Annotated in this window: 11 protein-coding genes, 1 tRNA gene and 1 pseudogene; 5 read left to right on the top strand and 8 right to left on the bottom strand. The window is 74.3% G+C overall.

Features of this window, described 5'->3' with window-relative positions; all coding sequences use genetic code 11:
* The first annotated feature begins 137 nt into the window (after positions 1–137).
* Positions 138–211: transfer RNA gene (locus tag JYK04_RS15525), tRNA-Ile, on the top strand.
* A 248-nt stretch (positions 212–459) separates the two neighbouring features.
* Here JYK04_RS15525 and JYK04_RS15520 read toward each other — a convergent pair.
* The gene (locus JYK04_RS15520; RefSeq protein WP_189736767.1) at positions 460–1617 is read right to left on the bottom strand and encodes a carboxylate-amine ligase; all 1158 of its coding nucleotides are present in this window, start codon (positions 1615–1617) and stop codon (positions 460–462) included.
* Positions 1618–1831: 214 nt separating this feature from the next.
* On the opposite strand from JYK04_RS15520, the gene JYK04_RS15515 reads away from it, so the two are divergent.
* Positions 1832–3094, top strand: a complete 1263-nt coding sequence (locus JYK04_RS15515; RefSeq protein ID WP_189736765.1) for an MFS transporter — start codon at positions 1832–1834, stop codon at positions 3092–3094.
* Positions 3095–3194: 100 nt separating this feature from the next.
* Here JYK04_RS15515 and JYK04_RS15510 read toward each other — a convergent pair whose 3' ends face one another.
* On the bottom strand, positions 3195–3557 hold the full coding sequence (locus tag JYK04_RS15510; protein ID WP_189736763.1) for a cupin domain-containing protein: 363 nt from the start codon (positions 3555–3557) through the stop codon (positions 3195–3197).
* A 48-nt stretch (positions 3558–3605) separates the two neighbouring features.
* On the opposite strand from JYK04_RS15510, the gene JYK04_RS15505 reads away from it, so the two are divergent.
* A complete protein-coding gene (locus JYK04_RS15505; RefSeq protein ID WP_189736761.1) occupies positions 3606–4445 on the top strand; it encodes a helix-turn-helix domain-containing protein in 840 nt (279 codons plus the stop codon).
* A pseudogene (locus JYK04_RS42390) lies at positions 4442–5475 on the top strand (esterase-like activity of phytase family protein). The gene JYK04_RS15505 and the pseudogene JYK04_RS42390 overlap by 4 nt, the downstream one beginning before the upstream one ends.
* Here the strand turns inward: JYK04_RS42390 and JYK04_RS15495 are convergent.
* The 3 genes from JYK04_RS15495 to JYK04_RS15485 all read right to left on the bottom strand — a co-directional run bounded on the left by JYK04_RS15495 (position 5472) and on the right by JYK04_RS15485 (position 8356).
* Positions 5472–6827, bottom strand: coding sequence for a carboxyl transferase domain-containing protein (locus JYK04_RS15495; protein ID WP_189736759.1), 1356 nt, complete (start codon positions 6825–6827; stop codon positions 5472–5474). The pseudogene JYK04_RS42390 and the gene JYK04_RS15495 overlap by 4 nt on opposite strands.
* Positions 6828–7083: 256 nt before the next feature.
* Positions 7084–7596, bottom strand: coding sequence for a hypothetical protein (locus tag JYK04_RS15490; protein ID WP_202186110.1), 513 nt, complete (start codon positions 7594–7596; stop codon positions 7084–7086).
* A 70-nt stretch (positions 7597–7666) separates the two neighbouring features.
* Entirely contained in the window at positions 7667–8356 is a 690-nt protein-coding gene (locus JYK04_RS15485) for a LysE family transporter (protein WP_189736755.1), read from the bottom strand.
* Between the two features lie 69 nt (positions 8357–8425).
* On the opposite strand from JYK04_RS15485, the gene JYK04_RS15480 reads away from it, so the two are divergent.
* Entirely contained in the window at positions 8426–8866 is a 441-nt protein-coding gene (locus tag JYK04_RS15480) for an Lrp/AsnC family transcriptional regulator (protein ID WP_189736753.1), read from the top strand.
* On the opposite strand, the gene JYK04_RS15475 is transcribed toward JYK04_RS15480, so the two are convergent.
* The 3 genes from JYK04_RS15475 to JYK04_RS15465 are packed head-to-tail and all read right to left on the bottom strand — an operon-like array spanning position 8863 to position 12135.
* Complete coding sequence (locus JYK04_RS15475; RefSeq protein ID WP_229875212.1) at positions 8863–9432, bottom strand: GNAT family N-acetyltransferase; 570 nt, start codon at positions 9430–9432, stop codon at positions 8863–8865. The two genes, JYK04_RS15480 and JYK04_RS15475, sit on opposite strands and share 4 nt — an antisense overlap.
* Positions 9433–9478: 46 nt before the next feature.
* Entirely contained in the window at positions 9479–11101 is a 1623-nt protein-coding gene (locus tag JYK04_RS15470; RefSeq protein ID WP_189736752.1) for a GAF domain-containing protein, read from the bottom strand.
* Complete coding sequence (locus JYK04_RS15465; RefSeq protein ID WP_030715469.1) at positions 11098–12135, bottom strand: rod shape-determining protein; 1038 nt, start codon at positions 12133–12135, stop codon at positions 11098–11100. Before JYK04_RS15465 ends, JYK04_RS15470 begins: the two co-directional genes overlap by 4 nt.
* Positions 12136–12198: the final 63 nt, after the last annotated feature.

The raw sequence follows: 12198 nt of genomic DNA, 5'->3' as shown, positions 1-12198 counted from the left end.
TCCGGGAACCGGACAGCCCTCGGCGCGGTCTCTCTGAGCAGGCGAAGCCGATCATGCGAGGCATCCGAGGCAGGAGATCGTATGAGCGGCTATGCTGCGGCAGACGGCGCGCACACGTGTACGCGCCACGCCGTGAAGGGGCGGTAGCTCAGCCGGTTAGAGCAGCGGACTCATAATCCGTCGGCCGTGGGTTCGAGTCCCACCCGCCCCACTGCGAGCCGCAGGTGCAGAAACGATCGCACCTGCGGCTTCGGCGTTTCTTGCGGGCGGTGATCCGACCGCCGGCGGAGCTCATGGAAACGATCGTTCGCCGCGCTCGGAGAAGGCCGCCTTCCTTCCCCGGGACGGTCGGCCGTGCGCCGGTCCTCTTCCGGCGTTCGGCATCGCAGCGTCCGCGGACCCGCGGACTCGTACCCCCGGCTCCGGAGTGCCGGGGGTACGGGGGCGGGGCCGGGTGGGTCAGAAGTCCTCCGTCTCGTCCGTGAGGTGGCGCAGGACGTCCGTGAGGTCTTGGCGGCGGGCGAACACCATCCGTTGGCGGTGGGCGCCCGAGCCGTCGCGCAGGAGGGTCGCCAGGGTCTTGGCGGCGTGGTCGAGGTCGCCGGCGGCGGCCAGTTCCGGGGCGACCAGGTCCAGCAGGGCCTCCGCGAGGTCCGCCGCGGGGAGTTCCGTCCCCGTGTACGGGTCGAGGCCGAAGCCCTCCAGGCCGTCGTGGGCCGCCCGCCAGCGCGCGAGGCGCAGTACGTCGTCCCGTACGGCCGGTTCGGGGCGGCGCTCCGCGATCTCGCGCAGCGCCGTGGAGACCAGCGCGCGGGCCAGTTCGGCCTGCAGGACGGCCGAGTCGATGTCCGGGGACATGTCGGGCGCCCGGATCTCGAGCGTCGGCCAGTGCCCGGAGGGGCGGAGGTCCCAGTAGACCATCTTGGTGTCCAGGGCCGCCCCGGAGCCGAGCAGCGTCTGAACCGAGCGCCGGAAGTGCGCCGTGGACGTGAAGTGCGGGGGCAGGCCCGCCGAGGGCCAGCCGGACCAGGCCATCGCCCGCCAGCTGGCATGGCCGGTGTCACGGCCGCCCCAGAACGGCGAGTTGGCGGCCAGCGCGATCAGCGTGGGCAGCCAGGGTCTGATCCGGTTGGACACGGCCACCGCCGTGTCCACGTCGAGCGTGCCGATGTGGATGTGGCGGCCGCAGCTGACCAGCGTGTCGGTGAGCGCGCCGAAGCGGCGGTGCTGCTCGCGCTGGCGCGGCAGGTCGTCGGTCAGGTGCAGCGGCCCCTCCACGGCGACGACCGGCGAGGGGGCGGCCAGCAGCCGGCAGCCGTGGGTGCGGGCGGCGCGGCCGACGGTGCGCCGCAGGGCGGCGAGCTCGGCGCGCAGCGAGGCCGCCGAGTGGGCTATCGGGGTCGATATCTCCACCTGGTAGCGGGTGCCCTCGGGGTGGAGCTCGCCGGGCAGCCCGCCGGCCGTCGCCAGGACCAGCGGGGCGGCGGGGACCACCCGCAGGCTGCGGGCGTCGACGAGCAGGAACTCCTCCTCGACGCCGACGGTGAGGGGGACGGTGGGGCGCACCGTGTTCTGCGTCGTGCCGGTGCTCGTGGTGCTGTTGCCAGGTTCGATCACTACGCCTCCCTGGACATACGAGTCTTTTCATCATGAGCTGAACCCGAGGTGAGGAGCGCACGTCGATTCGGTCAAATGTCCGGTGATAGTGGCGAGTTACCGGTAATGCGCCGCCCGGTCCGGGAGTCCGGAGCCGGATGTGGCGACTGTTGCCGGTGTGTGGCGGGGCCGAAATTCAAGGAGGGCGGCGGACGGCCGGTGGTTATCATCCGCTGTGACCCCGACGACCGCCCCACCTCAGCTCTGGCAGCGCATATTCGCCGACCTCACCCCGCTGAGCGCATCCGCGGACTACCGGCGGCTGTGGTTCGGCGGAACCATCTCGTGGGTCGGCCAGGCGATGACCACCCTCGCGATCTCGCTCCAGGTCTACGACATCACCCGGTCCAGCTTCTCCGTCGGGCTCGTCGGCCTCTTCTCGCTCGTCCCGCTCGTCGTCTTCGGCCTCTACGGCGGCGCGATCGCCGACACCGTGGACCGGCGCAAGCTCGGCCTCTACAGCTCGATGGGCGCCGCCGCACTGTCGGTCGTGCTCGCCGCCGCCGCGCTGCTCGGCTTCCACCGCGTCTGGTTCCTGTACGCCGTCGTCGCGCTCCAGGCGGTCTGCGGGGCGCTCACCGGACCGGCGCGGTCCGCCATGATCCCGCGGCTGCTCCCGGTCGAACAGCTGCCCGCAGCCAACGCCCTGAACTCGATGACCATGACCTTCGGGTCGATGGTCGGCCCGGCCCTCGGTGGGGTCATCGTCACCGTCGCCGGTTACGGGACGGCCTACCTGATCGACGTCGTCACCTTCGGCGCCGCGCTCTACGCGATGTGGAAGCTGCCGTCGATGAAGCCCGACCGGGCCGAGGGCGCCCGGGGCAGGGCCTCCGTGCTCGACGGACTGCGCTTCCTCGGCACCCGGCCGAACATCCGGATGACCTTCTTCTCCGACCTGGCCGCCATGGTGCTCGCCCAGCCCAAGGCGCTGTTCCCGGCCATCGCCGTGCTCTGGTACGGCGGCGGCCCCGGTACGGTCGGCCTGCTGGTCGCCGCGCTGGCCGCCGGGGCGCTGCTCGGCGGGCTGTTCTCCGGCTGGCAGGGACGCATCCGCCGGCACGGGCTGGCGATCCTGCTGGCCGTCGCCGGCTGGGGGCTGGCCGTCGCGGCGTTCGGGCTCACCCGGAACCTGTGGCTGGGCATGTTCTTCCTGGCCCTGGCCGGGTACGCGGACACCGCGTCGATGGTGTTCCGCACGACCATGCTCCAGGCCGCCACCCCCGACGACATGCGGGGCCGCCTGCAGGGCGTCTTCATCATCGTCGTCGCGGGCGGGCCCCGGCTCGGTGACTTCCTCGCCGGGACCACCGCGGACCTGGTCTCCCCGACCGTGGCCGTCACGGGCGGCGGGCTGGCCTGCGTACTGGTGCTGGGTCTGCTCGCGCTGCGGTGGCGCAACTTCGCCCGCTACGACGCCCGCTCCCCACAGGCCTGACCGCCGGGACCGCTGGGCCGGACGGTGCGCTGCCGCCCTCGGGCGGCGGCCGACGCCCGGGCCGACCCGTGCCGGCCCCGGTCGTGCCGCGGCCGGTGGGCTACGCGTCCACCGGTTCCCGGGTGCGGTCGCCGCCCTCGGTGCCGGTGTTGGGGGTGCCGGTCGGTTCGAAGAGCAGGATCTGCGCCTCCTCCTCCGCCGCCGGGCAGTGTTCGACCCCGCGCGGGACCACGTACATCTCGCCGGGGCCCAGGACCACGTCCCCGTCGCGCAGGCGGATCGTCAGGGTGCCCCCGACCACCAGGAAGAGCTCGTCGGTGTCCTCGTGGGTGTGCCAGATGAATTCCCCTTGGAGCCGGGCGGCCTTGACCTCGTAGTCGTTGACGCGGGCGATGCGCCGCGGCGCCCACTGCTCGGTGAAACCGGCCAGCTTCTCGGCGATGTTGACCTTGTGTGTCGTCATGTGGACAGCCTGTCGGCACCCCAGCGGGCGGTCTTGTACGTTCCTGACATGGCCGCGATACGTCCGCCCAGCACCGTGTCCGCCTGGCAGCCGCCGGTGACCGGCATCGCCGAGGTCTTCCACGCCCGGTTCACCGAGCACGCGTACCCGGCCCACGTGCACGACACCTGGGCGCTGATGATCCTCGACGGCGGACGGGTGGACTTCGCCCTCGACGGGGAGCGGCACGGCCTAGGGGTGTCGGACACGGTGGTCCTGCTGCCGCCCGGGGTGAGCCACGACGGGCGGACCGTGACCGAGGCCGGTTTCCGCAAGCGCGTGCTGTACCTGGACGCCTCGGTGCTCCCGGAGCGGCTGACCGGGGCCGCCGTCGACACCCCGCTGCTGGCCGACCGCGCGCTCCGCGAGCGCGTGCACGGGCTGCACCTGGCGCTCGCGGAGCGGGACCCCTTCGAGGCGCAGTCGCGCCTGGCCTTCGTGCGGGAGCGGCTGCACCGCCGACTGGCGGGTCGCGCGGCCGAAGGGCCGGGTACGGGCACGGGCCCGGGGCAGGTGCCGGTGCCGGCCGCGCGGGTGGCCGTACGGCTGCGCGAGCTGCTCGACGCGCGGGTGGCCGAGGGGATCACCCTGGCGGAGGCCTCGGCCGAGCTCGGGCACCTCCACCCCACGCACCTGATCCGGAGCTTCAAGGCGGCGTACGGGCTGCCCCCGCACGCGTACCTCACCGGGCGGCGGGTGGAGCTGGCGCGGCGGCTGCTGCTGGCGGGGATGGGGCCGGCCGACGCGGCGACGGCCGCGGGCTTCTACGACCAGGCGCACCTCACCCGGCACTTCGGGCGGCACGTCGGGACCAGCCCGGCGAGGTTCGCCCGATCCGGCCGGTTGTGAAGGGGCTCGCCCCGCCCGCCGTGGCGGCCGAGGCCCCGGAGCGGAACCGGTCCTGCTCGCCGTACCTCTCCGTCGCGGGCCATTCCGACGCGCTCGACAAGACCACGATCGACGGGCGCCTGGTCGGCGGCATCTCCGGTCTCGCCGTCGACCGGGACGGCACGATCGCCGCCCTCTCCGACAAGTCGGCGCTGTACTCGCTGAAGGTCGGGCGCGGTGACATCCCGAAGGCCACGGCCACGAAGCGGCTGTCGCTGACGGACGGCGCCGGGCAGCCCCTGGACTCCGAGGGGATCGTCGTCGACCGGGACGGCTCGTACCTGGTCACGGACGAGTTCGCGCCCGCGATCCGGCGCTGCGGCCGGACCGGTGGGGTGCTGGGCACGCTGCCGGTCCCGGACGCCTTCCGGCTCGCACCGCAGGGGCGGGCGACCGCGAACCAGACCTTCGAGTCGCTGACCCTGCTGCCCGGCGGACGCACCCTGGTGGCGGGCGTCGAGGGGCGCTGGCCGGTGACGGCAAGGACGCGCAGGGCCGGACCCTGCAGCGGATCCAGACCTGGGAGCGGCACGGGAACGGAGAGTTCGTCCTCGGCCGGCAGTACGCCTACCCGGTGGATCCCGGGCACGGGCTGGTGGAGCTCGCGCCGACGCGCGACGGTCGGCTGATCGTGCTGGAGCGGGGCTTCACCCGGGAGTTCGCGATCACCGTACGGCTGTACGTCGCCGATCCCCTGGGCGCGACGGACACCTCAAGGGTGGAGACGCTGACGGAGGGCGCGGGCCTGCGGGTCGCGCGGAAGACGGCGATCGGGGACTTCGACGACTGCCCGACGCCGGGGGCGCCGTCGAAGCTGCCGCAGAACCACCCGCTCGTGGACAACATCGAGGGCATGGGCGTCACGGACCACGACGGGCGCGGGCGCGTCCGGCTGCTGCCGGCCAGCGACGACAACGAGCTCGCCCAGCAGGTGACGCGGCTGTACCGGGTGGACGTCCGGCTGCCGCAGCGTCGGGACGGGCGGCGTTAGCCCGATACGGCCCGGGCCGGGCCGACGATACCGCGGGCGACTCCCAGGGCGACCAGGTCCTGGGGGCGGACGCGGAGTTGGTCCGCCGTGGCGGGCGCGGCCGACGGGGGCCGCTTGAGGATGGCCGCCGCCAGTTCCGGGGCGATCACCGAGAAGTAGCTGTCCGGGGTGACCCAGGTGTTCCCCGGAGCGGCCAGCGCGAGGGCGCCGCCCGAGCCGCCCTCGCCGATCAGCAGGGTGGTGACGGGGACGGTCGCCGCGGCCAGCGCCGCGAAGGTGTCGGCGATGGCGGCGCCCGCACCCGCGTGTTCGGCGGCGGCGTCGTTGGCCGCGCCCGGGGTGTCCACCAGGGTGAGCACCGGGATGCCGAGCCGGTCCGCGAGGCGGATGACGCGGGCGGCCGTACGGTAGCCCGCAGGGCGGGTGGCGGTGCCGCACTGGGCGGCGTAGGCCACGGCCCGGCCCTCCCGCAGCCCGAACCCGCACAGCATCCCCGGGTCCGTGCCACCCGCCCGGTCCCCCGAGAGGTGCAGGCGGAGCTCGAAGTACGCGTCCAGGTACGCCTCGGCGCGCGGCCGGCCGGGGTCGCGGGCCTGCCGTACCGCGTCCCAGCCGGTGGCGGGCGGCGCTGCGTCGGCCAGCGCGGCCGGGGGCTCGACCGGCCCGCCGGAGCGGGGCGCGGCCAGGACGCGGAGCCAGCTCGCGAGGGTGCCCAGCAGATGGGCGGCGGGCACCACGGCGTCCACGTGACCGGCGGCGTACTGGCCCTCGGCGCAGTACGCCGCCGGATCCGCGTCCGCCGGACGCACGCGGGAACCGGCGAAGCCGACCTGGGCCCCGGGGAGCGCGAGGACGACGTCGGCCCCGGCCCCCAGGGTGGCCCAGCCGCCGCCCGTGGTCGGATCGCGCAGCACGGCGAGCTGCGGGAGCCCCGCGGCCCGGGTCAGGACGCACTGGCGGGCCACGCGCTGGAGCTGGGTGAGGGCGAGCATGCCCTCCTGCATCCGGGAGCCGCCGGTGGCGATGAGCGAGACGAGGGGAAGCCGGTGCTCGCGGGCGTGGGTGTACGCGGCTTCGAGCCGGTCCCCGGTGCGCTGCCCCAGCGAGCCGCCGAGGAAGCCGAACTCGAAGGAGATGACGGTGGCTTCGTGCCCGCCGATCCGGGCGGTGCCGGTGACCACGGACTCCTGCTCGCCGGTGCGCTCGACGGCGCGGGCGCGGGAGTCGTCGTAGCCGGTCCACTCCAGGGGGCCGTCGGCGGGGGACTCCCTCCGGGGCGCGGGGAGTTCGGTGAAGCTGCCGGGGTCGGTCACGGAGGCGATGGCCGCGCGGGCCGAGAGGCGGGTCGTCACGGGGTCACCCCAGGTCGGGTCGTCGGTCGTCGGTCGACGGTCGTCGAAGTCGTCTACGGCCGACAGTACTTGGACGGGGTGCTGCCGTGGCGCCCGGCGCTGGATCCGGCCGGCGTCGGCGGGCGGTGGCGACCGGCGCGGCGCGGGACCGGCCGGGCGGTCCGACGGGCGATCCGGTGCCGGACGGAAATAGGGCGCGCCCGGATCGGCGATGAGCCGGGGCGCTCCGCAGGCCCGTACCGTCGGGGGGTTCCGGTCAGTGCTCGGGTCCGTGCCGCAGGTGGGTCTGTCGGGCCGGGCCCGTCTCGATGCCGTTCTCGTCGAGTGCGTTGGCGATGCGCAGGCGGCCGACGTCGAAGACGAACTCCACCGCCAGGGTCCCCGCCGCCAGGTCACGGCCCGCCGGCCGCCATTCGATCAGCGCGAGGTCGCGCAGCTCCTGGCCGACGAACGGTTCGAGTCGCGCGTCACGGTGCGACCACTCGGGCGTCAGCCCGGACTCGGCCCACCCCGTGATCGCCGCCGTGGTCCGGATGGTGCCCCAGCCGATCGAGAGTTCGTCGAACTTCGTGTGGCAGACCTCGACCCGGGTGCCGTCGAAGTCGAGCACCACCGGGCAGTCCGCGTACCAGTCCCCGTCCTCGGCGAAACGCACCAGGGCGAACCCCGTCAGCCGTCGGCCGACGAGCGCCGCCAGCCGGGCGCCGTGCGCTTGCCGGACCGCCTCGACCCCGACCAGGAAGGACGGCTCGAAACCGGAGATCCCCATGTCCACGGGACCGAGTCTCGCCGCCGGAGGGCACAGGGGGCAAACCTCGGCCGGCCGGTCGGCCGGTCGGTCACGGGAGGGGGAGGGCGATCTTCACCGCGTACGCGGCGACCAGCCCGTAGCCGAGGCGGAAGGTCCAGATGCGGGCGCGGTCCGGGATCCGGGTTCCGGCGAGGGAGCCGAGTGTCACGAGGGCCTGCTGCCAGAGGAGCGAGGCGGCGCCGACCCCGAGGAGGAACGCGCCCCCGGCCGCACCGGTCCGCAGCGCGGCGCCCTGGGCGGTGGTGAGGGCGGCGAAGTAGAGCGCGGTGGTGGGGTTGAGGGCGGTCAGCCCGACGTACCGGACGAAGGCCTTCCCGGGCCGCGCCTGCACGAACACGCCCACCTGCCCGGCGCCCGACCCGGCACCGGTACCGGACCCCGCGCTTGCGCCGAGCCCGGAGTCGGACGCAGCGGCGCCGACGCCGGGCGGGCGGGCTCCGGCCAGGCCGCGTGCCGCGATGACCAGCAGGATCACCGCCGAGGCCAGCCGGACCCAGGCCTCGACGGGGGAGATGTGGGAGGCCACCCAGGGCCCCAGGGCGGTGGCGAGGGCCGCGTAGCCGAGGTCGACCGCCGCGATTCCCGCGGCCGCGGCCACCGCCGTGCGGCGGCCGCGCATCGCCTCCTGCAGCAGCAGCACGCTCATCGCCCCCATGGGCATCGCCACGCCCAGGCCGGCGGCCGCGCCCGCGAGCGTCGGTGTCATCAGTTCACTCATGGGGCGAGCGTCGGGCCCGGCCTTCGGGGGACGAGAGCGCATACCGGGCCCGGCTGCGAGAATCGCGGTATGGACCGCCTCGACAGGGAAATCCTCGGCATCCTGCAGCAGGATGCGCGGATCTCGTACCGGGACCTGGGAGTCCGCGTCGGCCTCAGTGCCAACGCCACCGCCGACCGGGTACGACGGATGCGCCGTGAAGGGGTGATCCGCGGGTTCACCACGATCGTGGACCCGGCGGCCGACACCGCAGGCGGGCTCGTCGTCTTCATCGACGTCACCCTGCGCCAGGACACCACCAACGAGGAGTTCGAGCGGCAGATCGCCAAGCTCTCGGGGATCACCGAGGTCGTGCACGTGACCGGCGAGCACGACTACCTCGTACGCGCCCGGGCCGCCGATCCCGCCGCCCTCGACGGGCTGCTCCGCCGGATGAAACGGGAGGCGGGGGTGGCCCAGTCCAACACCCGGATCGCCCTGCGTGCCGCCACCCGGCCGGGGCAGTACTAAGGGGTGTACCGGCACCCGGCTGCCGCGTAGCAGTGCACGGTCACCGTCCGCTCCGGGCTCCACCGCTGCTCGACCGTGGCCAGCAGCTCCCAGCCCAGCCGCTCGTAGAGGGCCACCGCCGAGGCGTCGGAGGCCACGACGTCGAGCACGGGATGCAGATCGCGCTCCCGGGCCTCCCGCGCCGCCCGGGCCATCAGGAGCTCGCCGATCCCGTGCCCCCGGGCCGCCGGGGCGACGAACAGGCGGCCGACCACGGCGGCCGCCGCACCGCTCACGCCCTCGCGGCCGCTCCACAGTGCGGGCGCTGCGTCGTCCGCAGCGGCGCGGGACAGGCCGATGTGACCGACGATCCGCCCGTCCAGCTCCGCCACCCAGGCCTCGAGCAGCTCCGGCCCGGACAGCCAGCTGGCGGGGTGCTCCGGCCAGTTCACGGGGTAGCCGTCCCGCTCGTGGACCTCGGCGAGCACCTGGACGCACGCGCCGAGGTCGGCGTCCGTCCGACGCCGGACCTGCCGGACCTGCCGGACCGCCCGTTCGCCGGCTGCGGGAGCACTCTCGTCGTTCACCGGATCATGGAAACACAGCCCCGGAGCGGACGCCGGTGACCAGCAGTCACAGTGCCGACTCCCACGTCACCGTCGTGCCCCGCTCGCCCGACTCCGTACGGCCGTCGTCCGCCACCGTCAGGCGGACCCGGGACGGGCTCGCCTCCACCTGCACGTCGATGAAGGTGATCTCGCCGCGCCGGTGCGCCGCGGCCAGCGCGCCGCGCAGGGCACCGAGCAGGTCGACCGCCACCGGATCCGGCAGCAGGGCGTCCACCGCGCCCGCGAAGTGCACCGACGGCTGGAAGCCGAGCACGGCCGCTGCCCCGCCCGTCTCGCGCAGCACCCGTCCCCGGAAGGTCGTCGGGGCGTCGGTCGGCGGCTGCTGCAGGGCGAAGATGGCCGTCCGGACCTCCTGGATGGTGGAGTCGAGCTCGTCCACGGCCCGGCCGAGTTCGTCGCCCACCGTGTCCCCGGAGGGGGCGTTCGCGGCCCGCCGCCGGGTGCTCTCCAGCATCATCTCGGTGGCGAAGAGCCGCTGGACCACCAGGTCGTGCAGGTCCCGCGCGATCCGGTCGCGGTCCTCGTACACCGCCAGCTGCTCCCGGTTGTGCTGGGCGTCCGCGAGTACGAGGGCCAGCGCGGCCTGGGAGGCGAACTGCGAGGCGAGCAGCCGGTCCACCGCGTCGTACGCGGGGCCGCCCCGGGCGCGGGGCAGGGCCAGGGTGCCGATCAGCTGGCCGCCGCTCTGCAGCGGAAGCATCATGCTCGGCCCGAACCGCTCCCGGACGTGCGTGGTCATCCGGGGGTCCGTCGCCGAGTCGTCGATGAAGACGGGCTCACCGCCGAGGAGTTGTACCAGCACCGGCGAACCGGGGGCGATCGCCGTCCCCACCAGGTCCCCGGGGTCCCCCTGCGTGGAGGCGGCCACGATCTCCATGCCGCCCTCGGGGGTCGGCTGGAGCACGACCCCGGCCGCGGCGTCCGCCAGCAGCCGGGCCCGTTCGGCCACGCACCGCAGGGCGTCCGCCGCCGGGCGTCCGGCGAGCAGCGTCGTGGTCACGGCGGCGGCGCCGTCGATCCAGCGCTCCCGGCGGCGCGCGGTGTCGTAGAGCCGGGCGTTGCCGATCGCTATGCCCGCCTGCGAGGCAAGGACGCGCAGCAGGGCGAGGTCCTCGTCGGTGAAGGGCCCGCCGCCCCGCTTCTCGGTGAGGTAGAGGTTGCCGAAGACCTCCGTGTGCACGCGGATCGGGACGCCCAGGAGGCTGTGCATGGGCGGGTGGCCCGGCGGGAATCCGGCGGCCCGCGGGTCCTCGGTGACGTCGTCCACGAGCAGCGGGCGCGGGTCGCTGACGAGTGCTCCGAGCACGCCGGAGCGGGCGTCCGGCAGGTGCAGGATCGCGGCCCGCTCCTCCTCGGTGAGCCCCGCCGTGAACAGCTGGGTCAGCAGGACGCGCTCGGGGTCGACGACCCCGAGCGCTCCGTACCGGGCCGCGCACAGCTCGGTCGCGGAATCCACGATGTGCTGGAGGGTGGTGTGCAGCTCCAGCTCGGACCCCACGTTGAGGACGGCTTCCAGCAGCGCCGGAAGGCGCGCAGCCTCCTCGCCCGGCCCGTCCGGCTCCCCGGGCTCGTAGGACTCCTCGGACTCCTCGGACTCCTTGGGCTCTTTCGGTTCCTGGGGCCTCATTCGGCCAGCGGGTTGAGGACCATGGGGGCGATCTTCCCTTCGAGCATCGCGCCGAGACCGAGTACGGCGCACACGTCGGGCCGTTCCGCGATGGCGACGGGCATTCCGGTGGCGTCCCGCAGCATCTGGTCCAGGCCCGGCAGCAGGGCGCTGCCGCCCACCATCATGATCCCCCGGTCCGTCAGATCGGCCACCAGGTCCGGCGGGCAGTCCCGCAGCACCTTGCCGATCCCGTCGAGGACGGCGGTCAGCGGCGTGTGGATGGCGTCCCGTACGGCCGCGGTGTCCACGTGGACGGAGCGGGCCAGTCCGGTGGCCACGTCGCGGCCGTGGATCAGGGTGGAGGCCGGCCCCTCGGCGGTGAGGCCGTTGCCGTGGAGGGCCAGTTGCAGCGGCCGGACGGCCTGGCTGGGGAGCATCAGCTCGTGCGCGTGGCGCAGGTGCTGGACGACCGCGTGGTCGATGGCCTCGCCGCCGACCGGGATCCGCTGGGCGGTGACGATGGATCCGAGGGAGAGGACGGCCACCTGGGTGGCCGCGGCCCCGCACACCATGATCATCGTCGCGGTCGGCTGCTCCACGGGGAGTCCGCAGCCGACGGCCGCCGCGATCAGGGTGTCGACCAGTTCGACGCGCCGGGCGCCGAGCCCGACGAGGGTCTCCACGGTGGCCCGCTGGGCGAGCGGGTCCGCGTCGTGGGGGGTGCAGGCCGCGGCCCGCAGCCGCGGCTTGCGGCGCAGGGCGCGCCGCAGCTTCTCGCCGAGGAGGTGACGCAGCATCCGCTGGGCCATCTCGATGTCGACGACGGTGCCGCCGGAGACGGGGCGTACGACCCGGATGTAGTCGGGTGTGCGGCCCGTCATCCGTTCGGCGAAGGAGCCGACGGCGATGAGTGCGCCGGTGCGCGTGTTGACCGCGGCGACGCTGGGTTCGTCGACCACGAGGCCGGCGCCCTTGACGTACACGCGGGTCCTCGCCGCCCCCAGGTCGACGGCGACGTGGCAGCGGCGCAACTGCTCAAGACTGACGGTCACGGCAGATCCTCCCGGGAGCGCTGACGCTAGAGGACCGACGGAAGTGTCGGCCACTTTTCATAT

Source organism: Streptomyces nojiriensis, assembly GCF_017639205.1.
GTDB lineage: Bacteria > Actinomycetota > Actinomycetes > Streptomycetales > Streptomycetaceae > Streptomyces > Streptomyces nojiriensis.
This window is presented reverse-complemented; position numbering and strand designations above follow the sequence as displayed.